At 57.2% G+C, this 19,634-nt stretch carries 19 protein-coding genes and 3 pseudogenes; 13 read left to right on the forward strand and 9 right to left on the reverse strand.

Features of this window, described 5'->3' with window-relative positions:
- Positions 1 to 150 precede the first annotated feature (150 nt).
- Entirely contained in the window at positions 151 to 543 is a 393-nt protein-coding gene (locus tag NO878_RS12995) for a hypothetical protein (RefSeq protein WP_256406433.1), read from the forward strand.
- Positions 544 to 758: 215 nt separating this feature from the next.
- Here the strand turns inward: NO878_RS12995 and NO878_RS13000 are convergent, their stop codons facing one another.
- Complete coding sequence (locus NO878_RS13000; RefSeq protein WP_256406434.1) at positions 759 to 2,078, reverse strand: ApeA N-terminal domain 1-containing protein; 1,320 nt, start codon at positions 2,076 to 2,078, stop codon at positions 759 to 761.
- A gap of 121 nt (positions 2,079 to 2,199) precedes the next feature.
- Here NO878_RS13000 and NO878_RS13005 point away from each other — a divergent pair.
- From NO878_RS13005 to NO878_RS13025, 5 genes and pseudogenes are all read left to right on the forward strand, one after another.
- Positions 2,200 to 2,745, forward strand: a pseudogene (locus NO878_RS13005) (transcription initiation factor IIB); the annotation flags it as partial.
- Positions 2,730 to 3,155 (forward strand): annotated as a pseudogene (locus tag NO878_RS13010) (biosurfactant protein 1); the annotation flags it as partial. The pseudogenes NO878_RS13005 and NO878_RS13010, both read left to right, overlap by 16 nt.
- Before the next feature lie 96 nt (positions 3,156 to 3,251).
- A complete protein-coding gene (locus NO878_RS13015; protein ID WP_256406728.1) occupies positions 3,252 to 3,440 on the forward strand; it encodes a DUF8012 family protein in 189 nt (62 codons plus the stop codon).
- A gap of 1,076 nt (positions 3,441 to 4,516) precedes the next feature.
- Positions 4,517 to 4,735, forward strand: a complete 219-nt coding sequence (locus tag NO878_RS13020) for a hypothetical protein (RefSeq protein ID WP_256406435.1) — start codon at positions 4,517 to 4,519, stop codon at positions 4,733 to 4,735.
- 297 nt (positions 4,736 to 5,032) lie between these two features.
- Positions 5,033 to 5,310: pseudogene (locus tag NO878_RS13025) on the forward strand (site-specific integrase); the annotation flags it as partial.
- A gap of 35 nt (positions 5,311 to 5,345) precedes the next feature.
- Here the strand turns inward: NO878_RS13025 and NO878_RS13030 are convergent.
- Genes NO878_RS13030 through NO878_RS13040 form a run of 3 tightly spaced genes read right to left on the reverse strand, consistent with a single transcriptional unit; the run spans position 5,346 to position 8,167 of the window.
- Positions 5,346 to 5,999, reverse strand: a complete 654-nt coding sequence (locus NO878_RS13030; protein ID WP_006186940.1) for a hypothetical protein — start codon at positions 5,997 to 5,999, stop codon at positions 5,346 to 5,348.
- Between the two features lie 28 nt (positions 6,000 to 6,027).
- Positions 6,028 to 7,947 (reverse strand): heavy metal translocating P-type ATPase, encoded by a 1,920-nt coding sequence (locus NO878_RS13035; protein WP_006186939.1) that lies wholly within the window; start codon positions 7,945 to 7,947, stop codon positions 6,028 to 6,030.
- A gap of 4 nt (positions 7,948 to 7,951) precedes the next feature.
- Complete coding sequence (locus NO878_RS13040) at positions 7,952 to 8,167, reverse strand: heavy-metal-associated domain-containing protein (RefSeq protein WP_256406436.1); 216 nt, start codon at positions 8,165 to 8,167, stop codon at positions 7,952 to 7,954.
- Between NO878_RS13040 and NO878_RS13045 the strand changes: the two genes are divergently transcribed.
- Positions 8,130 to 8,654, forward strand: coding sequence for an ArsR/SmtB family transcription factor (locus tag NO878_RS13045; RefSeq protein ID WP_004048660.1), 525 nt, complete (start codon positions 8,130 to 8,132; stop codon positions 8,652 to 8,654). The two genes, NO878_RS13040 and NO878_RS13045, sit on opposite strands and share 38 nt — an antisense overlap.
- Positions 8,655 to 8,683: 29 nt before the next feature.
- Here the strand turns inward: NO878_RS13045 and NO878_RS13050 are convergent, their stop codons facing one another.
- Positions 8,684 to 10,150 (reverse strand): amidohydrolase family protein, encoded by a 1,467-nt coding sequence (locus tag NO878_RS13050; protein WP_050051507.1) that lies wholly within the window; start codon positions 10,148 to 10,150, stop codon positions 8,684 to 8,686.
- Positions 10,151 to 10,478: 328 nt separating this feature from the next.
- Between NO878_RS13050 and NO878_RS13055 the strand changes: the two genes are divergently transcribed.
- The 6 genes from NO878_RS13055 (at position 10,479) to NO878_RS13080 (ending at position 15,067) form a co-directional block, all read left to right on the forward strand.
- Complete coding sequence (locus NO878_RS13055) at positions 10,479 to 11,867, forward strand: permease (RefSeq protein WP_049986199.1); 1,389 nt, start codon at positions 10,479 to 10,481, stop codon at positions 11,865 to 11,867.
- A gap of 125 nt (positions 11,868 to 11,992) precedes the next feature.
- Positions 11,993 to 12,574, forward strand: a complete 582-nt coding sequence (locus tag NO878_RS13060; protein WP_004048657.1) for a helix-turn-helix transcriptional regulator — start codon at positions 11,993 to 11,995, stop codon at positions 12,572 to 12,574.
- 33 nt (positions 12,575 to 12,607) lie between these two features.
- The gene (locus NO878_RS13065; protein WP_123624180.1) at positions 12,608 to 13,312 is read left to right on the forward strand and encodes a DUF7546 family protein; all 705 of its coding nucleotides are present in this window, start codon (positions 12,608 to 12,610) and stop codon (positions 13,310 to 13,312) included.
- 272 nt (positions 13,313 to 13,584) lie between these two features.
- Positions 13,585 to 13,902: a hypothetical protein gene (locus NO878_RS13070; RefSeq protein WP_004048656.1), complete on the forward strand. Its 318-nt coding sequence runs from the start codon at positions 13,585 to 13,587 to the stop codon at positions 13,900 to 13,902.
- 63 nt (positions 13,903 to 13,965) lie between these two features.
- Positions 13,966 to 14,313 (forward strand): SHOCT domain-containing protein, encoded by a 348-nt coding sequence (locus NO878_RS13075; RefSeq protein WP_049986201.1) that lies wholly within the window; start codon positions 13,966 to 13,968, stop codon positions 14,311 to 14,313.
- Positions 14,314 to 14,431: 118 nt separating this feature from the next.
- A complete protein-coding gene (locus NO878_RS13080) occupies positions 14,432 to 15,067 on the forward strand; it encodes an IS6 family transposase (RefSeq protein WP_256406437.1) in 636 nt (211 codons plus the stop codon).
- Here NO878_RS13080 and NO878_RS13085 read toward each other — a convergent pair.
- The 4 genes from NO878_RS13085 to NO878_RS13100 form a co-directional block, all read right to left on the reverse strand.
- Entirely contained in the window at positions 15,055 to 15,678 is a 624-nt protein-coding gene (locus tag NO878_RS13085) for an NAD(P)/FAD-dependent oxidoreductase (RefSeq protein ID WP_343218063.1), read from the reverse strand. The genes NO878_RS13080 and NO878_RS13085 overlap by 13 nt on opposite strands.
- A 67-nt stretch (positions 15,679 to 15,745) precedes the next feature.
- The gene (locus NO878_RS13090; RefSeq protein ID WP_050050397.1) at positions 15,746 to 16,747 is read right to left on the reverse strand and encodes a DUF63 family protein; all 1,002 of its coding nucleotides are present in this window, start codon (positions 16,745 to 16,747) and stop codon (positions 15,746 to 15,748) included.
- Positions 16,744 to 16,968: a DUF7123 family protein gene (locus tag NO878_RS13095; RefSeq protein ID WP_004594599.1), complete on the reverse strand. Its 225-nt coding sequence runs from the start codon at positions 16,966 to 16,968 to the stop codon at positions 16,744 to 16,746. The genes NO878_RS13090 and NO878_RS13095 overlap by 4 nt, the downstream gene beginning before the upstream one ends.
- A gap of 17 nt (positions 16,969 to 16,985) precedes the next feature.
- Positions 16,986 to 19,592: a heavy metal translocating P-type ATPase gene (locus NO878_RS13100; RefSeq protein WP_004594598.1), complete on the reverse strand. Its 2,607-nt coding sequence runs from the start codon at positions 19,590 to 19,592 to the stop codon at positions 16,986 to 16,988.
- Between the last annotated feature and the right edge of the window lie 42 nt (positions 19,593 to 19,634).

Here is a 19,634-nt window from a genome sequence, read left to right on the forward strand (position 1 = left end):
TTTTGAGCCAGCGACGCGGCTTGCTTAACGAAGCGGAAGAGTAGGTTAGTCACATTCGACTCTTCCGCTTCGCTACTACCTTCAGAGCGACGCTATCCCGCCGCCTTCTGCGGATTCAACAGAGCAGTGTAAAGGCAACATTCTAACCTAATGAATCGGGAGGAATTCATCGGGGATGTCGTCAAGCACACTACTGGAGGTGTCGTCCACTGTCAGGGGCACCCACAGATGGGGAAGGTCGACTACGGTCGCCACAACTGCAAGGAGAGTATGGAGGCTGGTGATGGCGTCATCATTTCCTACGTCAAAGACCACGAACGGGGTGACGAAGACTGGTATCAACGGTTTCGGTTCTGTGCGAACTGTAACGATGCTCGACGACTCCCACAGGAGGGACGGCAGGTCGGCAAGGAACAAGCAGTAGTGGAGGGGATTCTGGAGCACTTCGAGGGAACAGTGGAGGGGAAATTCTACGATGACGCGGTTCGTCTCATCGATGCTGAAGTTCTGGCATACAGTCCCGAATCAGAGGGTCAGAAGTAATCCGACATCCCCAATATACCAAAGGTATTCGATAGTCGTTGAGTCGTCCCTAAGACCCCGAAGTCAGCTCTAGACGGTGGAACCTTCCCCCAACGCTAGTTCCGCACTACAGGTACGCTCGAACTTTCCCTCAACGGACAACAATAGTAGATCCTCATATGACGAATTTAATTACGACTACGTGGTGCTGGGTGGTGAACATCATTCAGGTGAAGCTACTGGTTCAGAATGTATTTCCGGTTTTCCGTCAGTTTCTCCTTGACGAACTCGTCACCAAGACCGGCTGCGCTCAGGAAGATCGCCTCAATTACGACCTGAAGAAGTCGGGCAGTATCTCCCAGTTCGCTAACGTCGTATTCCCGTTCAAGTCCGTGAGCTATGGTGTGCCGTCCGTTCTTCGCGTCTTGGATAACATCATCCATCTCGAAGAGGTCTTCCAGAATTTCCTCGTATTCGTAGAACACCATTTCCAGTTGGTCACCGAGCGAACCCTTGTTCCCGATGCTTCCGAGTAGATCGTCTATCCGTCCTTTCGCCTCGGCATCGTCGGGAATTGTATCCAGAATATCGTCGTGGAGTTCGGAATATTCATCCTCTTCCATCAGCCGGTGGTCAGGGAACAGGTAGCTCTGGTAGGACTCCAGCGCGATGACGAGTGAGAGAAATTTGTTCTCCTCGAACATCGTCTTGTTGTACTGAGTGCCGAAGTACAGATTGTGAGTCATCTCTGCACCCTCAGCGTCCTCAAACCAATTCTGGATTGCCTCTTCAAAATCGATGTCCCGTAAGTTGAACTGGAGCTTGTGAGGATGTTTCTTGTTGGGGACCTCCGGTAGGTGTGAAACCTGATAGGAAATTTGAATGCGCTCGGTTTCGCCGTCATGATCGAAGTATCCTTTCACATCGGTAGGATTCACAGGCTCCCCGATTGCGAGACAGACGAAATGCTGTAGGTGACGAATGTAGTCATCTATGAACTCAGAAACGGTGAGTGGTTCGTCAGGTTCGATGCAAAAATACGCCTGTTGAGTGATGTCCATCCCCTCGTATCGGTTCATCATTTGAGAGGGTGTGATATTGAGTCGGATATTCGCGTTCTCCAACTCAGCCTCTACTTCGTCGAATTCACCAATCTCTGCACCACTCATCTGACCTTCTGGTACGCCGATGATGTTAGTCGCGGTCCACATCTCCAAAAGCGGAAACGAGAGACACATCTTGTCTAATTTGAGGTCGCCGTCACTGAATTGGACCCCCGTGAAGACCTTCTGAACGCTCACCGACTGGCTCTGCATCGTTCCTGACAGTCCACCCTGATTGACGTAGCAGTCCTGTAGTGTGACGATCTTTCCGTCGGTCGTGTGTCCCTTGATCAGATCGTACTCACCAAATGTGCCGCCCCCGAAGTCTCCGAATGAGCCGATGAGTTCCAGATTCCCTCCTTCATCTGGATCAAACTCCAGAATGCCTGCAACCCGATCCTCTTCATCTTCGTCAGCAAGCCACCATTCCCCACGATATTCTAGTTCTTCCATAGAACATCATCTGAAGGCCTGTTGATTAGCGTTGGGTCGTTCCGTTTAATAGGGTTTATTGACCCCTACAAGGGGCGAGGGGCTCGCTGTACTGGCGAGTTCCCGAAACACGGTGAGAACGATGGCAATCAGAGACATCTATGAGACTGGATTCGACGAGGACATCCAGACGGACTCGAGCGCGAACCAGTGTCCCGAGTGCCACGGACACGTCACTACAAACGTCAAGGAAACGGTCTGTGAGGACTGTGGACTCGTTATCGAGGAACAACGTATCGATCACGGGCCAGAGTGGCGATCGTACGATGAGGACAAACGCGAGCGAACAGGTGCACCCCTGACTGCGGCCCGTCACGATCGAGGCCTCTCGACCGAGATCGGTCGCGGAACTGATGCACACGGGAACGAACTCTCTGGTCAGAAACGCCGGCGGCTGGCCCGGATGCGGCGCGAACAGACCCGTGGGCGCTGGCGGTCGAAAGCGGAACGGAATCTCGCACACGGGCTGGGCGAAGTACGTCGGTTGGCGAGCGCCCTCGAACTCTCCGATTCGGTCCGCGACCAGGCGTGTCAGCTCTTCCGGAGCGCCCAGAACGAGGATCTGCTTCGTGGCAGATCCATCGAGGCCATCGCCGCGGCTAGCGTGTACGGAGCCTGCCGGTGCAACAGGTGTCGTCAGAAGAGGGAGAGCGGCTTCTCAGTGCCGCCCGTGACCGGACTGGGTGGCACGGGCAGGAAGCGTCGGAGCGTCAGGAGCAGGCCCCGACGCGGCTCTATGACCAGCGTGGGGACGGCATCCGCGACGCGTCGCGTCTCGACACGTTCCTCGACGACGCCGACGATGCGGTGTGGCTGGTTCCAGCGATGGCGCTGACCGAATCTACTGGCGAAGCTGCGGCTGATCGCCAAGTGTCGTCGGTACCGACAACTCAGGAACTCGACTGTAAAACCTGTGGACGGGCGACCGACCATCGGTTCAAGACCCACGAGTCGGTCCCCGATGAGGCGTGGATGGGACAACCGATCTGGGAGTGCCGGCTGTGTGGCTTGGCTCGCTACGGCCCCAATCTCGAGTAAGGCCAGTGCTGGGCATCGATTAACCAACCGCCTGCGAGTACCGTCGAGGTTCGTTGGTTAAGACTGCGATCTCCTGCAAGCCCGACGCCAGTCTCGATGGTGGGTCTTTCCGTGCCGGCGAGCGATGAGGCGCTTCCGATGGAGCAAGAGTTCAAACAGGGCTACCGGATGCATCGTATACTCAGCAATCTCAACCGACTCGACGTCGACCGATTGGACGACGCGGATCGAGAGCGACTTCGAACGGAGATCCTCCCGACGAAGCCTTCTCCGAGCGGGCGATAGGCACTCTTCAGCGATCGGCTGTTTCAAAAGAAAATCTATCTGAAGAAGAAGATTTTAGCAAGGTCTCTCGTTTGGAACAGCTATAGTAGCCTTTGTGAGTTATTGCACATTGGATCGCCCGACTGGGTGTGATCCGATGTGCAAACAGTTACAAACGCTACTATAGTCGTTGAAAGGTATGTCTTCTGAATGGCTGGATTACCAGATTCTAATTCGCTCTGACCAGCACAAAATCACAAGATACTCTATATCAACAATCTTCTATGCAAGAGTGATTAGCTTTCAAAGAAATTAACGACAGTCACTGTCCCATTCTCTTCGACACGGAGTTCGTACCCCTCATAGTCTTGGACTGATTTGTTCCACTGGACAGTCCCGTTAGTACGAATGATAATTCGATAGTCAGTGGCCGCTTCTAAAGATTTGCCAATATCTACCCTCTTCTTTGACGTATATGTTTTATTAAGCACTAAATCTTGGCTTTCTAGTTCTTTGACACGGATATTCACTCTGTCTTCGGTCTGAATATTGACTTTGAAAAAAACCTTAATCGACTCTGTTGTGGCTGGTTCCGTGGTGTCTGTTACTGTATCCGTCGCACTAGTATTCTGATCGGTGAAACTTGTGCATCCAGATGTGACAATCAAAAAGCAAATTATTGCGTATCGGAATCTCATGGCGGCAGTTGGGCCTATTTTAACTTATATTTTGTCAATTAATATCCAGTTGATAATAGTTAGATGAGCGATAACTTTTATTAGGTTACAATTTATTGTACTACCTGGAATGTCAACCACATTCGAAATCGGCATCTGCCAAACGCAGGCTCTGACCGATTACTGCATGAATCAGTATGGTGATAAATACCGCGCGCGGGATCGTGCACAAACTTTCATTGAGGGAGCTTTTGGTCACGATGGGAATCAACTCGCACTTTAGATGCCGACTGCGATGCGAAAGATGCTCGAAAGGTCATCGATGAGCTGGTAAATCGGATAACAACGACCGCGAGTAAGCGTAAGAGGGATCTGGCGCAGCGGGTGAAATTCCATCAACGTTGGAACAAGAACCAGCACGTGGAAAACCAGCTTCAGAGATTAATTTATGGCGACGATAGTGAATACGGTCCCGATGCGGGAATTCTCACCGATGCGTTGGATTTGAAGACGAGAGGAGTGGTCTCGAAAGTGGTGACAGGAGATAAAGGAGATATGTATCTGAAGTCAAATGAGATCAAGGCAATAACTGGCCTTACAGTCCTTTACTTGAAAGACGAATTTGCCAGAGAGAACTGACACCCACGTAGTCAATTTTCGAACTAGACGGTGTGTCGGAATAGAATTGGAATCAGCAGATAGAACACCATTCACAGCCAGACTAGTGTTAGTTACCCGCCTCTTTGTACAGGCGTACCCTCCGAACTTCTGCAAACCCCACAACCTCGGAGGATAGATTTGATGCGTGCCTTCGAATCAGTTCGAAATGAACTGGAAATAAATCATAGTTGACCTCTTGTACCCCGTCAATATCGACGGCACCGACAGGGCGCTCCGACGACTCATACAACGGCATAGATGTGTCCGTAGACGTTGCCGCAGATTATGACTGATGGGTCACGGTCGGTTCTCCAACGACTTCAGAGGCTGTGGAGATCGATATCGACCATTGGAAACACGATTACCTTGCTCCATATGGCAGTTGACGCGGGATGGGCGAGATTCTTGTTTGAGTATTTGGGTTGGCGGTTGTAGCTCGATACTTGGACAACTCTGAGGGGATGGTTTGCGTGGGGTACTCTCATATCGATGTCGGCGAGTTAGGTGATGGCGCTACCAAGGTACCCAAGGAGCCCAACAGTATATCGCGGTAACTCTCATTACGAGTGTGAGGGGTACACCGCCGCGTTCATACCCCTTCGACGGAGAATAGGGTGGCGTCTCTGAGAACAGCCTGCACGCGGCGGTGCCAAGCGTCAGCGAAGGCCTCCCGTTGCTGGTCGCTTGCCGATCCGTCGAGAATCCTCTGGAGGTTCCCGATTGCGGGTCCACCGCTAGGAACGTCGCTGACGTGGTAGGCCACTTCGACGGTCTCGTCCGTGTCGGTTCGCCGGAACCGGAACGTCGGGTCCGCCGTGTCCGGGTCGAACCCGTCGAAGCACAGGAGGTCGCGGCGGCCGCCATAGCCGCCGGCGAGCCCGCTGAATCCGTCATCGCCGGTCGCGCCAGTCACGTACGAGATGATACGGCTCATCACGCCGTACGCAGCATCCTCCTGCGGGCCGGCCGTCTGGACCTCGATTTCGCTCCGGACTGGATAGTCGTCGGGATACAGGGCGTCGAGCCCGAGCTGGACGATCCGGTAGGCGCCCGAGGCAGTCGGACAGGAGTGTCCTGCCTCTTTCACCGCGTCTCTATAAGCGATGACGAACGGCTCGCCCGGTTCGAGGACGTCGAGGGCCTCCGCGACGGGGTCGCGGATTTCGATCGGCTCGACGTCGTAGTCGACCTGCCAATTGGTTCTCGTCTGGGTCGTGTCAGTCGCAGTCGAATTCGATGTCATGAGTTGTGGTTGTGATCGTGTCTCGTGGTCAGTAGCGGAGCAGTCGCATCCCGTTGAGGATGACGAGGAGGACGCTGGCCTCGTGGACCAGCATTCCCGACGCGAGGGTGACGTAGCTGGTGAGCACGCCCGCGAGGAGGACGGTCACGGTCAGCACCGCGATCCCGACGTTCTCGAGGACGTTCCAGCGCGTCGCCTTGCTGAGTTTGACCGCGTACGGGATGCGTTCGAGGTCGTCGGCCATCAACGCCATGTCAGCCGTTTCGATAGCGGTGTCCGTTCCCGCAGCACCCATCGCGATGCCGACATCGGCAGTGGCCAGCGATGGCGCGTCGTTGATGCCGTCGCCGACCATCGCGACGACGTGGCCGTCGGCCTGGTAGCCCTCGATGACGGACTGCTTGTCCTCGGGGAGGAGTTCGGCACGGTACTCGTCGATACCGACCTCCTCGGCAACGGCAGCGGCCGTCCGATCGTTGTCGCCGGTGAGCATCACCGTCTCGATGCCAGCGTCTTGGAGCGCCGCGACGACCCCAGGAGCGGCCTCCCGGAGCTCGTCCCGCATCGCAATCGCGCCGATGATGTCCCCGTCCCGAACGACGTGGACGACTGTCTCGCCGCGCCCCTCACGCTCGCGGACGTAGTCGGCGACCCGATCGGGGACATCGACGTCGCGGTCGTCCAGCAGCGCGCGGTTGCCGACGACGACTTCCTGGCCATCGGCATGGGCGATGACGCCCTTGCCGGCGACCACGTCGAAGTCGTCGGGATCGGGGACCGACCTGCGCCCCACGTCCGTATCGTCCGCTTGGGCGACCGTCGCTCCACCGTCCGTCGCAGCCGTCTGGCGTTCGCGGGCCATGTCGACGATGGCGTCCGCGAGGTGGTGTTCGCTCTTCTTCTCGGCGGTCGCTGCGAGCGAGAGGACGTCGGCGGCGGCGACGCCGAACCCCTCGATGTCGGAGACGGTGGTCTCGCCCTTCGTGAGCGTCCCCGTCTTGTCGAAGGCGACGAGATCGATCTTGCCGGCGCGTTCGAGGTGTTCGCCGCCCTTCATCAGCACGCCCGACCGGGCGGCGTTACCGATGGCCGAGACGATGCTGACCGGTGGCCCGATGACCAGCGCGCCCGGACAGCCGATGACCAGCAGCGTCAGCGACAGGATCGCGTTCTGCGTGACCGCGTACGCGCCGATAGCCAGGGCAATGACGGCCGGCGTGTAGTACTTCGCGAACCGGTCGATGAGACTCTCCGTGGGCGACTGAGCCTCCTGGGCCTCCTCGACGCGACGGATGATCCGTTCGAGAGTCGTATCCGATCCCGCTCCCGTCGTCCGGATTTCTAGCGCGCCCTCCTGGTTGACCGTCCCGGCGTACACCTCGTCGCTGTCGGCCTTGTGGACGGGCGCGCTCTCGCCGGTGACCGGCGCCTGGTTGACTGCGCTCTCGCCGTCGACGACGGTTCCGTCGACCGGGATCTTCCCGCCCGGCTTTACGACGACGACTTCGCCCTCTTCGACATCGCGGGCGGAGACCTCTTGGAGTGTCCCGTCGCGACGGACGGTCGCCGTGTCGGGCGTCATCTCCAGTAGCTCCTGAAGTGCCGTCCGGGTCTTCCGCATCGTCCGGCCTTCGAGGTAGCTGCCAAGGCTGAACAGGAAGACGACGGCGGCGGCTTCCCAGTACTCCCCGATGACGATAGCACCGATGGCGGCCAGCGTCACCAGCGTCTTGATGCCGAGCGTCCGGTTGGTGACCTCGTGGTAAGCGGTCTTGGCGATGTCGTAGCCACCCACGACCGTCGCGAGGACGAGGATGGCGGCGCTTGCCATCTCGAAACTCGTGAGGTAGCCGAGACTCCAGCCACCGCCGTACAGCAGGCCGCTCGTCGCCGTGACGATGGCCTTCCGGTGGTTCCGGTAGTACTGCGTGATCGATTGTTTGTTCATAGTGTTAGGCGGGCTGGGGAGTGTACCCCTGGTTTTCGATGGTCTCTGCGAAGGCGTCGGGGTCAGTGACGCTGTCGTCGTACTCGATCTCGACGCGGCCGGTCGCGTAGTGGACTTCGACGTGCTGGACGCCGTCGACGTTCGACAGGGCGCGTTCGACGGTGCTCGCGCTCAGTTCTCGTATGAGTGATTCCGATACCGACCACCGTCTCGACGACATCGCGGTGCGAGACACTCGGATTTCGGACGCCATCGACGAGCCGATGCGGGCGATGGTCCTCGACATTCTGTCCGAGGAAGCCCTAACTGCGACCGAGGTCCACGAACGCCTCGACGATCGCGGCATCGACCGGACGGAGAACACGGTCCGCCATCACATCAACGAGCTCCGGGATGCGGGCCTCGTCGACGTCGTTCGCTTCGAGGAGGGGCGTGGTGGGACGACGAAGTACTACCACGCGAACACGATCGTCCTCTCGTACTCACTACCAGATTCGGCCGACGCCGCCGTCGAGGAGATGATCGACGCTGCCCAGCCCCAGATCACGGACGCGCTCACTACGCTCACCGACGAGTACGACGACGCTATTGAGGAGATCGTCGAGGATATGCAGCCCTGCGAGCACTGCCAGACCCAGAAGTACGAGACGTACGTTCTTCTGACCGTCCTGCGACGTGCGTTCGTTCGCGCCCACAGAAATTCCTGAGGGGGAACCACCCCTACGCTGGCAGGGTCTTAGAAGGAGAACCGATCACGCGCGGATTGCATCGCGAGGCGAGTCAGGAGTCGCGCAGGGCCACGCTTTGGGAGGTCCCGTACAGTCTCGATGCTGGTCGGCGGTTCACTACCACCAATGTCTAACTCCCAGCCTGTCTCGTCCATGAAGCGTTCGACAGCCTGATTTACTCGCTGTCGCACGTCGTCCGAGTCCATTGTCTCGGGCACACCATTCCGGAGGACGACGTCGCCGTCAACGATCACTGTCTCGACGTCGGCCGGCACCGCGTTGTTCACGACCTGTGCAGGAATATTGGTCCGTGGCGTGAACTTCGGTTTGTCGACGTCGAGGAGGATAATATCCGCGCGCTTTCCCGCTTCAATACTGCCGATCTCGTCGCCCATCCCCAGCGCGCGTGCGCCTTCAATAGTGAGCATTCGTATCAGTTCCATCGAGTCGAACTGCCCGGCTGAACGCTTGAGATTTGCCGCCAGCCGAGCTTGCCGCGCTTCACCGAACATGCTGTACGAGTCGTGCCAGTAGTGGTCGTCAATCCCTACTCCGACGTCGACGCCGGCGGCTCGAAGCTCGGGAACGGGCGTCCACTGCGTCTCCCCGTCCGGATTCCAGTAACAGAAGACGGACGGGCAGTGCGCAACAGCCGCGTCCGCCTCGGCGGTTCGCTGGATGTCCTCTTCGTCGGCGAGGCGGAAGTGAGCAGCGACCAGTCGGTCGTCCAGGAGTCCAACGTCGTCGAGCAATCCCACCGAGTCCTCGCCACCGTTCGCTCGTGCCATCGTGTTACTCTCCTCGAGTTCGAGCAAGTGCGTGTGGACGAGCAGGTCCGGGTACTCTGCGGCGAGGGACGCGGTCCGTTCCCACAGCTGCCTGGTACACGACCAGTCGTCGTGCGGGCAGATCGTCGCCCTGATTCGGCCCTCGTACGTGTCGTGGTACGTTTCGACGAACTCGCGAGCACGGGAGAACTGCTGATCGACTGGTTGGTCCCAGAAGAGGTCCGAGATCGCCGGGCCGAAAAATCCGCGGAGCCCTGCTTCCCCGAACGCCTCTGCACCTGCGGCAGGCCGTGCGTCCATCGAGTTCACGGTCGTGACACCGCCCAAGAGGAAATTGAGCGCTGCGAGCTCGACGCCTGCCTCGACGAGGTACTCGAATTCGCCGTTCCCTAATCTGTTAAACAAGGCCGTCCCACTCCCAAGCATCTCCGTCAGCTCGAGTTCGCTAAACGCACCGATGAGCGGTGTCATCTCCAAGTGCGTGTGGGCGTTCACCAACCCCGGCATCACCAGTTTCCCGTTCCCGTCGATAACGGTGGACGCTTCTAATTCTCCGTCTCCTGCACGTGATGGTCGGACTTCTTCGATACAGCCATCGGTGATGCATACTGTGCCGCGCTCGTACAGGCGGTTCCGCTCGTCGGCTGTGAGAACGAGTGCATCATGGATTGCCAGATCGACAGCCATCGTAAATTAGGAAGTGGATGTGACAGTTACCGTACTGGACAACCGAGCAGGCCGGCGAAGGCTGTTCTTCCAGGTGGTGTTCCCCTCATTTGGGATATCATCGGTCTCTACTGGTCCCATTAGCCTCTAATACGTCGGCGTGATTTAATCAGATTCCCCTTTTGAATCTGAAGTCGGATTCCGTGGAGCTTGTGGAGGTTTGCAATGTTTTCCCCTCTTCACGATAGATCATCTATGGCCGACGGTTACGATGCCATAGTACTGATACCCTCATAGGCAGTATATTCTAATCAAAACCGCAATAGATGATCCCTACAATGATACACCTATGCAGGCGACGATAATCGACGGAGTTCTTGAATCCCTTCGTATCGGTGTCGGATTTCTCTGGACGGCGGCGTGGGCGATCATCATGGGCCTCACGATTACGAGTCTGGTCCAGGTCTACGTCTCGAAGGAGCGGATGGCACAGGTGCTGGGTGAGGGCGATCTAACTGGACTTACCAAGGCGACTGTGTTCGGAGCAGCAAGCAGTGGCTGTAGTTTCGGCGCCGTCGCCATCGGGAAGGGCCTGTTCAAGAAGGGGGCGCACGCGGTGAACTTCCTCGCGTTCATGTTCGCGTCGACGAACCTCATCGTCGAACTAGGGCTGATGATTCTCATCCTGCTTGGCTGGGAGTTCCTCGTCGCGGAACTGCTCGGCGGCCTGATTCTCATCGCCGTCATGGCCGCCATCGTCCACCTTACGCTTCCCGAAAACCTGTTTAACGAAGTCCGCGAGAAGCTCAACGAGCGCGACCGCCAGGCGGGCGTCACGGAAGATCCCACCTGCGGGATGGAGGGGAAAGACGAGTACACGCTCACGACCGACGGCGGTGAGACGCTCAAATTCTGCTCGGAGGGCTGTATGGAGACCTATCGCCAGGAGACGTCGAGTAGCGGCGGGTGGCGTGACGAGTTGCTGTCGTGGGGTGGCTGGTACAAGGTCGGGAATCAGTACCGCAAGGAGTGGTCGATGATCTGGAAAGACATCGTCGCCGGCTTCCTTATTTCTGGGTTCGTCATCGTCTTCGTCCCGCAGTGGGTGTGGAACACGCTGTTCATTCAGGGCGACGGCCTGCTCGTGACTGCCGAGAACGCCGTCATGGGCGTCATCATCGCCGTCCTCAGTTTCGTCGGCAGTATGGGCAACGTCCCGTTCGCCGTCGCGCTGTGGGGCGGTGGCGTCAGCTTCGCCGGGATCATCGCGTTCGTCTACGCCGACCTCATCACCGTGCCCGTGCTGAACGTCTACCGGAAGTACTACGGCTGGAAGATCATGCTGTACATCCTTGGCGTCTTCTTCGTGACGATGGCGTTCACTGGCTTCCTCATGGAGTTGCTGTTCGACGCCCTCGGCATCGTACCAGATCTGGCCGGTGGCGAGACGGCGACCGAACAGACGTACTTCGAGCTCAACTACACGTTCTACCTCAATATTATCGCCTTCGCGCTCTCCGGGTTCCTCCTGTATGTCTACCGACGTGGAATCGGCGCACCAGGTCAGTATCGTGATCCGGTGTGTGGCATGCGGACCGACGATGAGGGGCCGAGTGCGTCCAATGATGGGATGACGTACTATTTTTGCTCGAAGACCTGTAAGCGGGCATTCGAGGAAGAGCCCACGGAATTTGCTGATCAAAGCCCGCAGATAACAAACCACGATCACGATCACTGATAGATGTACTGTGGTTCATCCGCTGTGAAGCACTTCATCATCGCACCTTCAATCCGCAATTGTCACACCTGTCGCGCCAAAATTGATTGTATGAGCAGTCAGATATCGAAACAAGGGGATGTCATATGAACCAACGTCCAGCGGATACCGTCGTTGGTGTGCTCCTTGGGTTCGTCCTCTTGGCTGGCGGACTACTCAGTTGGCGGGCCTATCAACAGCGTCGCGCTATCGAGCAGTCGATGGGGCCGATGATGGACTCGTCTATGGGGGCGATTCACGGTCCAGATCCTCTCTGGTACGTGGTTGGAACCCTTCTGGTCGCAGGCAGTATCGGTGGCATCTATTACGTGGTTCGAGGGAATCTCATCGATTCGACAACCGACTCAGCGGATCACATCGACCCCGATCAGGTATCGGAGGCAACGCCTACATCGATAGACGATGACGCCTCGCCGGCGACGCCTATCAATCCTGAATCGGATCCGCAAGCGCGCGTTCTCGATCTCTTACCGGATGATGAACGACGCGTCCTTGAACCCGTCCTGAACTCGCCTGGAATCACGCAGATCGAACTTCGGGATCGATCTGAGTTCTCAAAGAGTAAAGTGAGCCAGACCGTGAGTTCACTCGAGGAGCGCGGGCTGCTGTATCGGGAACGACAGGGTCGAACCTACCGCGTGTATCCGAGTGATGACCTGCAGAACTAACAGACGTAGAAATTCATACTAACACTACCCATCATGTCACAAGCAACACTCGAAACTGATCGCATTAGCCGGGTTCTCAAGTCAAGCACGTGGCTCAATCTCCTCCTCGCCGCACAGTTGATCGCCGGGTTGGTGTACGCATATTTCACAGGAGATATGGGGAGCCGGTGGACCCATTTCGTCCTTCCATTTATTTGGTTCACCGCCTCAGTCTGGGTGATCTGGCACACTCGACCTGTAACGAAACGTCGAGTGTATCGTATTGGTGCCGCACTTGTCGTTGCTCTATATCTCATCGTGATGTTTTATTTTTCAGGATTACTTGGACCGAGCACCTCTCATTTCGGGCAGCTCACTGGACCAAGCGGCTTCGGAATAACGTGGGGTCGATCTTTGGGATGGAGTCCGGTCTTCGTCTATACAGGTGACCTGATCACGGTCTCGCTCATTCCTTACCAAGCGGTTGGCCTGTTCGCGCTGGCGTATCTCGTCTATGATGCATTGCTTGATTTCTCGCAGTCGGCAGTCGGAGGAATAGTCGGGATTGTGGCGTGCCCTGCCTGCGTTAGCCCGTTGTTTGCCGTACTACTTGCAGGCGGACTGAGTGGTTCTTCAACGATGTTATTGCTTGGTGCGTATGGCTACGAAATTGCGACCGTTCTGTTCCTCATGACAATTGGAATCCTCTACCATCGTCAGGCACTCACGAGGCAGTATCACCAGTTCCGAGGGAACTGATCCATCTCGTTCGTGGTCAGCAATACCCGAGCCTCCCTCGCCGCCTGAACCGTGGTTATTGTCTGGATCGCCGCAATGAGGTGAACAGTCTCGACGGATCCCCTTTGCTCTCACCATTCCTCTGATCCTTTCGAATTCGGCAGGTATGAACGATCCCGTCAGTAGAAAACGTTTAGATGGCGTTATAGACGTTCTTGAACGCTCTCCTGTTTGAGTTCACTCCCACGAAGATAACTCCGAACCCACCGTATGACTACTTGAGGCGAAAAACAATGACCAACCGAAACCTCGGACGATGGCTGCTCGTGGTGCTCGCGATTGTCGGACTCGCGTTTGCCGCCCCGGTAGTTAGCGCACACGGTGACGAACCGATCCAGGGGAACGAGACGGCAGCTGAAGGGACGCCAGCCGATGGTAGTGCAGCAGACTGGGCGGCCTGGATGGAAGGTCACATGACCGACTACATGGGCCCGAATGCCGTTGACGAGATGGAAGCGCACATGGGCGTGACCGTCGACGAGATGGCCCAAGATATGGCGGACGACAATCACACCGCGACGGGGATGAACGGACAGGGGTACGGCTGCTAACGATCCCTGTTCGGATCCTCGTCTGACACGATAGATATTCGACTTACTGACTCAACGATCACAATGACACACTACACCAACACTCTCGGGCGGACGACTCGTCGAATCGCAATACTAGCGGTTCCGCTGTTGATTGTAGCAACGGGCACCGCAGCGGCTCACGGTGGTGGAGGCTACGGCGGCGGTATGATGGGTAGCGGCGGTTGGGGGGTCTTCAGCGGTGGAATGGGCCTCTGGAGCTTCCTTTGGATGGGGCTCCTAATCGTCGTCCCGCTCTATCTCGTCTACTCACTCCTCAACAGAGATTCTGAGAGGAGTGATAGTCGGCCGCTTTCGGTTCTTCGTGAGCGTTACGCTCGCGGTGAACTCTCCGATGAAGAGTTCGAACGTCGACGAAAGCAACTCGAGTAGTGCCCATGACCGAAATAGAAGGAGCATCGTCGAGAAAAAATTCTCGTCTGCCAGTTGGGGCGACGGGCAGTGTTCAGATAAGGATTGAAAGGTGAGGCGGTGTGGTTTTCAGGTGTCCATGCCGAAAAACACCCGCCTCAACGGTTGTTTAGACCAGATCGACTTAGATTTTGTTGAACGAGAAGCGACACCGCAGCTACTGATGAAGCTCAGTATTCAGCTCCATCTTGCTGGACTCTCGCTTTCGAATACTGTCTCAATTCTTGAGAGGTTCGGTGTCGAACGCGCACGCTCCACCGTTCATAACTGGGTTCACAAGGCTGACCTACAGCCCGAGTCTGGACGGAGTCCGGATCACGTCGCGGTTGACGAAACCGTGATCCGACTCAATAACGAGCAGTACTGGCTGTACGCTGCTGTCGATCCAGAAACGAACGAATTACTCCATACAGAGCTTGAACCGACGCGTACGAATATGATTGCTCGCTCGTTTTTCGCCAAACTCCGGGAGAAACATGACGTCGATGATGCCATGTTTCTCGTTGATGGCGCACCCACGCTGAAAGACGCCTGTCAACGACACGGGCTTCGATTCCAATATGAAAAACACGGGAATCGGAATGCTGTCGAACGTGTCTTTCGAGAGATAAAACGACGAACCTCCTCGTTCTCAAACTGTTTCAGCAACGCCGCAGCAGCTACTGCCGATGATTGGCTCAGATCGTTCAGCTTCGCATGGAATCAGCTTATCTGAACACTACCGTCACTGACCGTCCAGCCGATACCAACGTTGGCTCGTTGCGATGTCTTCGGGAATGCCCACGAGTACCCTGTATAGTTCTCCAGAATTATCCGGCTGTTCGGGTACAACTCGGTGAAGTCCCCTTCGACATCACTGTTAAGCGCTACCATATATCCTGAATACTCGTTGGTTGTTCCGAGCGCTTTACTAGAGAGTGATGGCTGACCGGTTGCATCAACGACGAGATCATACTCATCGGTGAACTCGTGGAAATCTGTCCGTGTGATAGACTGGTTTTCGTGGATGTCAACACCCTTCTCTGAGAGTTGTTCTGCCCAGGACTGCTCAACGACATTTCGGTCCGTTATATATGTATCCGCAGCAGGAAAGGTGCCGGCTCCAGTGCGGTGGCGATCGGCGTCGATTCCGTCATACACCTCCACTTCCATCGCTGGCAGCGGGTTGAGAAAGCCGTTCTCTACAGTCGGTTCGAGTGGGATCTTCGATACCGCTGTCATCGCTTCTCCGCAATTAACGCCTTTGCTATCGTAGGACTGCCGCTCATATAGTTCGACGACGAATCCAGCGTCGTCGAATCCAGCAGCTGCTGCAAGCCCGGCCATCCCTCCACCTATTACCGCAATTTTGGACGTTCGAGTCATCGGTTTTTGCCAATCTTTGAGGCCATCGTTAAGCTCCCAACAGCATCCGAAGTGACCCACGAACGCCCATCGGGAGTCCGATCGCTCCGATGAAGAACGTCATAAGCCACCACCACGTGTGATTCATCTCCTCTTTCGCATCGGCGAGATACCACACGATGCCGACAGTCACGACGAGTTTCAGCACGAACGTCGATCCGGAGAATCCAGTCGCCTGGTACACGAGATTCGTCACGACCAGCTTTGGGGAGTAGCCGAGGAACGTCACACCGATGAGATTCTGCGCAGCGTCCCACAACTGGCCGAAAACGGCCAGCAGAATTAGCGGGTGTCGAAGGTGGGTGATATTGGCGAAACTCGTGCCCCAGTAGTAGAGTGCGGTTACGCCGAGCGCTATCCCCGTCGTCGCGACAGGAACCCATAGGCGGAGTGGGGTCGATGTCGAGAGGCCGTGCCAAACAGCCCACCAGACGGCCCCGACAGCCCACACCGACCCGACGAGCCCGACTGTTAGCGGGATAGATCCGATATTTTGGTCACGCAAGAGTGCACCGACACCGAGCGCGAGGATGGTGACAGCGGTGACGACGATGTAAATCGATGGCGTGATGAACCACACCGCGTAGTCCCCGAGCAGCCCGAGATCCTCGAGGGCGCGCATCGCCCCACCTGCGATGATGATCGGAGCGAACCCGTAGGCCAGTCGTGCGTCGAACGTGACGTCGAGTTGGTCGAGATACGCACGTAGTCCGGGGAGGCTGTATACGACTGCCGCGAGGTAGATTACCGTGTTCACCGCGTTGTAGCCCTGGACAGCACGAATCCCCTCGTGCGTGACTGGCTGACCGGCCGCATCGGCGACGACTGGTCCCCAGAGATACTGCCAGATGAACCGGTCGTAGACCAACGTCGGAAACACGAGGATGCCCCCACCGAGAAGGACGAGCGGGGCCAGCAGGTACAGCGCCCACCACTCGCGTGAGCCGGTCTCCGGAAGGACAGTCTCGACGCGGCGGGTGACAGTACTCACGACCCGTTCACCTCCAATCGCCACGTCGTGCTTTTCGAGCGCCCCCACTGTTCGAGTGAAACGATTGTGAGTTCGTCCTGGAGCTGGCTGAGGTACTGCGCGACTGCCTTGGGAGATCCGTCGAGGTCGCTGGCAATCTCGCGAGCCCGGAGGTATGTCGGTTCGCTACTGGCTGTCTCGACGAGGTACCTTCGAACCGTGTGCCGGGAAATATTCGACATTGATCTAGAGGTGACGGTTAGCGAAGAAATCCGAAGAGCTTGTAGTCGTGATCGGGGGTGTACCGCCGGAACAGGAGACTGTTCGTCAGCACCGACACCGACGAGAACGCCATTGCTGCTGCAGCGAGCACGGGCTGGAGGAGGCCGAGCGACGCTAACGGAATCATCGCCGTGTTGTAACCGAGCGCCCACACGAGGTTCTGTTTGATCTTCTGGAGTGTCGCGTCTGAGATTCGGATCGCCTTTACCACGTCGAGCGGGTCGTCTCGCATCAGCGTGACGTCTGCAGCTTCGATGGCGACGTCGGTGCCGGAGCCGATTGCTGTCCCGACGTGTGCGACCGCGAGTGCCGGAGCGTCGTTGACGCCGTCACCGACCATCATCGCCTGCCGGCCCTCGTCTTGAATACTGTCGACCGCGTTGGACTTGTCCTCAGGAAGGACTCCTGCGCGGACGTTCTTCGGGTCGATACCCACCTGTTTAGCGACCGCACGGGCAGTTCGCTCGTTGTCGCCCGTAATCATCATCACGTCAACTCCCCGCTCCTGGAGTGCTGTGACAGCCTGCTTGGAGCTTTCCTTCACTGTGTCGGCGTCGGCGACCACACCCACGAGCTCCCCCTCGTAGGCGACCAGCATCGCCGTCTTCCCCTCGTTCTCGAGGCGTTCCATCGTCTCCTCAGCGGGAGAGGGGTCGATCCCGTTGTCCCGCAGCAGCTTGCGGTTGCCGACCAGCACCTCGCTGTCACCAATGACTGCTTTGATCCCGTGGCCCGGAACGTTCTCGAAGTCGTCAGGCTCAGTCACGTCCAGGCCGCGTTCTTCGGCCCCTTCGACGATTGCACGGGCGAGCGGGTGTTCGCTGCCGCTTTCAGCTATCGCCGCCAGTCGAAGCACATCATCCTCTGAGAGGCGCTCACGGGTGCTGAGCTGTCCACCATCTGGGGTCGGCTCGCCACCGTCAGTCACCACATTTCCATCGCTATCAAAGACGACCACGTCGGTGAGTTCCATTTCCCCTTCGGTGAGTGTGCCCGTCTTGTCGAAGACGACTGTATCGACGTCTTTCGCTCGTTCGAGGATGTCACCGCCCTTGAACAGGACGCCGTTCTGGGCACCAATCGTCGTCCCGACCATCGTCGCTGCGGGCGTCGCCAGCCCCAGCGCACAGGGACAGGCGATGAGGATCGAGGACGCGAAGACAATTATCGCGAACTCGAAGACTGAAACGGTCCCACCGACCGGGGCCGGGCCGCCAGCAACCTGACCCCACAGCGGGAGCCAGTCGACGAAGCCAGCGAGAGCCTCGGGGAACAGGAACCAGACGACACCCCAGAGAAGGGCGTTCGCGATGACCGCAGGCACGAAGTACGCGGAGATGCGGTCGGCGAGATTCTGGATGTCGGGCTGGCGCGACTGGGCCTCCTTGACTGTCTGGACGATCTGTTGGAGGGCCGTGTCTTCTCCAACCTTCGTCGCCTCCACGACAAGGACGCCGTTCTCGTTAATCGTCGAGCCGACGACCTCATCGCCCTCCTCTTTCTCGACAGGCACAGATTCGCCAGTGACCATTGACTCGTCGACGGCAGACTGACCGTCGACAACGACACCGTCTGTGGGAATCTTCTCACCTGGACGAATTTTCATCCGGTCACCAGTTGTGACCTCTTCAAGCGGAACTTCTTCTTCACTGCCGTCCTCGCGGACAATGGTCGCCGTTTCGGCTTCCATTTCGAGGAGCTTTCGGAGGGCCTCACCCGCTTGGCCCTTCGACCGAGCTTCGAGATAGTTACCCAACGTGATGAACACGAGGATGAGGGCTGCCGTGTCGAAATAAAGTCCACCTGCAATGAGTTCAGCAAGGACTGCCACAGAGTATAGATAGGCCGTTGTTGAACCGATCGCAATCAGCACGTCCATATTGGCGCGGCCGTTCTTCACGATCGCCTTGTACGAGTTCTTATAGAACGGCCAGCCGAGGATCGCCTGTACCGGCGTGGCGAGGAGGAACTCAACCCAGCCAAGTTCCACACCGAAGACGGCTTCAGGGACGATCGCGCCACCGAGCAGATAATTGTCGATGAGGAAGAAGAGCAACGGTGCCGATAACACTGCCCCAAAGAGGGTCAACCTGAGTTGTTTCCGAGTTTCGGCTTGACGGGCGGCATCTCGTGCGTCCTGGCCCGACTCTTCGTCGGCACCATCTTCGCGGACGGGCGAGTAGCCAGCCTCCTCGATAGCATCGTACAGCGCACCAATAGATACTTCCGCAGGATTGTAGGTGACCTGTGCTTCGTCGGTTGCGTAATTGACCTCCGCATTAACGACGCCCGGAATATTTTCAAGAGCGGTTTGGTTGGTCTCGGCGCAGTTGGCACAGGTCATATCGGAGATGGCAATCGTTACCGTCTCAGAGACTGCGCCGTACCCGGCCTCGTCGATCGCGTCGTAGATTTCTTTGAGCGATACCTCTTCAGGGTCGTAGGTGACGGAACCCTCGTCGGTGGCGAAGTTCGCATCCGCCTCCGATACCCCGTCGAGCGATTCGAGAGTGTCCTGGATCGTCGCCGAACAGTTGGCGCAGGACATTCCCGTGATATCAAGATGGATTGTTTGGCTTGTCATGCTTGTTCTACTATACGGGGTCTAGGTTTAGGCGATTTACTG

Origin of the sequence: Haloplanus ruber (assembly GCF_024494725.1) — an archaeon.
Classification (GTDB): Archaea; Halobacteriota; Halobacteria; order Halobacteriales; family Haloferacaceae; genus Haloplanus; species Haloplanus ruber.

Excerpts from the sequence above, each read along its gene's own strand:
- NO878_RS12995 (WP_256406433.1), top strand. The coding sequence starts at position 151 with ATGAATCGGGAGGAATTCATCGGGGATGTCGTCAAGCACACTACTGGA.
- NO878_RS13000 (WP_256406434.1), bottom strand. The coding sequence starts at position 2,078 with ATGGAAGAACTAGAATATCGTGGGGAATGGTGGCTTGCTGACGAAGAT.
- NO878_RS13015 (WP_256406728.1), top strand. The coding sequence starts at position 3,252 with ATGGTGGGTCTTTCCGTGCCGGCGAGCGATGAGGCGCTTCCGATGGAG.
- NO878_RS13030 (WP_006186940.1), bottom strand. The coding sequence starts at position 5,999 with ATGACATCGAATTCGACTGCGACTGACACGACCCAGACGAGAACCAAT.
- NO878_RS13035 (WP_006186939.1), bottom strand. The coding sequence starts at position 7,947 with ATGAACAAACAATCGATCACGCAGTACTACCGGAACCACCGGAAGGCC.
- NO878_RS13045 (WP_004048660.1), top strand. The coding sequence starts at position 8,130 with ATGAGTGATTCCGATACCGACCACCGTCTCGACGACATCGCGGTGCGA.
- NO878_RS13040 (WP_256406436.1), bottom strand. The coding sequence starts at position 8,167 with ATGTCGTCGAGACGGTGGTCGGTATCGGAATCACTCATACGAGAACTG.
- NO878_RS13050 (WP_050051507.1), bottom strand. The coding sequence starts at position 10,150 with ATGGCTGTCGATCTGGCAATCCATGATGCACTCGTTCTCACAGCCGAC.
- NO878_RS13055 (WP_049986199.1), top strand. The coding sequence starts at position 10,479 with ATGCAGGCGACGATAATCGACGGAGTTCTTGAATCCCTTCGTATCGGT.
- NO878_RS13060 (WP_004048657.1), top strand. The coding sequence starts at position 11,993 with ATGAACCAACGTCCAGCGGATACCGTCGTTGGTGTGCTCCTTGGGTTC.
- NO878_RS13065 (WP_123624180.1), top strand. The coding sequence starts at position 12,608 with ATGTCACAAGCAACACTCGAAACTGATCGCATTAGCCGGGTTCTCAAG.
- NO878_RS13070 (WP_004048656.1), top strand. The coding sequence starts at position 13,585 with ATGACCAACCGAAACCTCGGACGATGGCTGCTCGTGGTGCTCGCGATT.
- NO878_RS13075 (WP_049986201.1), top strand. The coding sequence starts at position 13,966 with ATGACACACTACACCAACACTCTCGGGCGGACGACTCGTCGAATCGCA.
- NO878_RS13080 (WP_256406437.1), top strand. The coding sequence starts at position 14,432 with ATGCCGAAAAACACCCGCCTCAACGGTTGTTTAGACCAGATCGACTTA.
- NO878_RS13085 (WP_343218063.1), bottom strand. The coding sequence starts at position 15,678 with ATGGCCGGGCTTGCAGCAGCTGCTGGATTCGACGACGCTGGATTCGTC.
- NO878_RS13095 (WP_004594599.1), bottom strand. The coding sequence starts at position 16,968 with ATGTCGAATATTTCCCGGCACACGGTTCGAAGGTACCTCGTCGAGACA.
- NO878_RS13100 (WP_004594598.1), bottom strand. The coding sequence starts at position 19,592 with ATGACAAGCCAAACAATCCATCTTGATATCACGGGAATGTCCTGCGCC.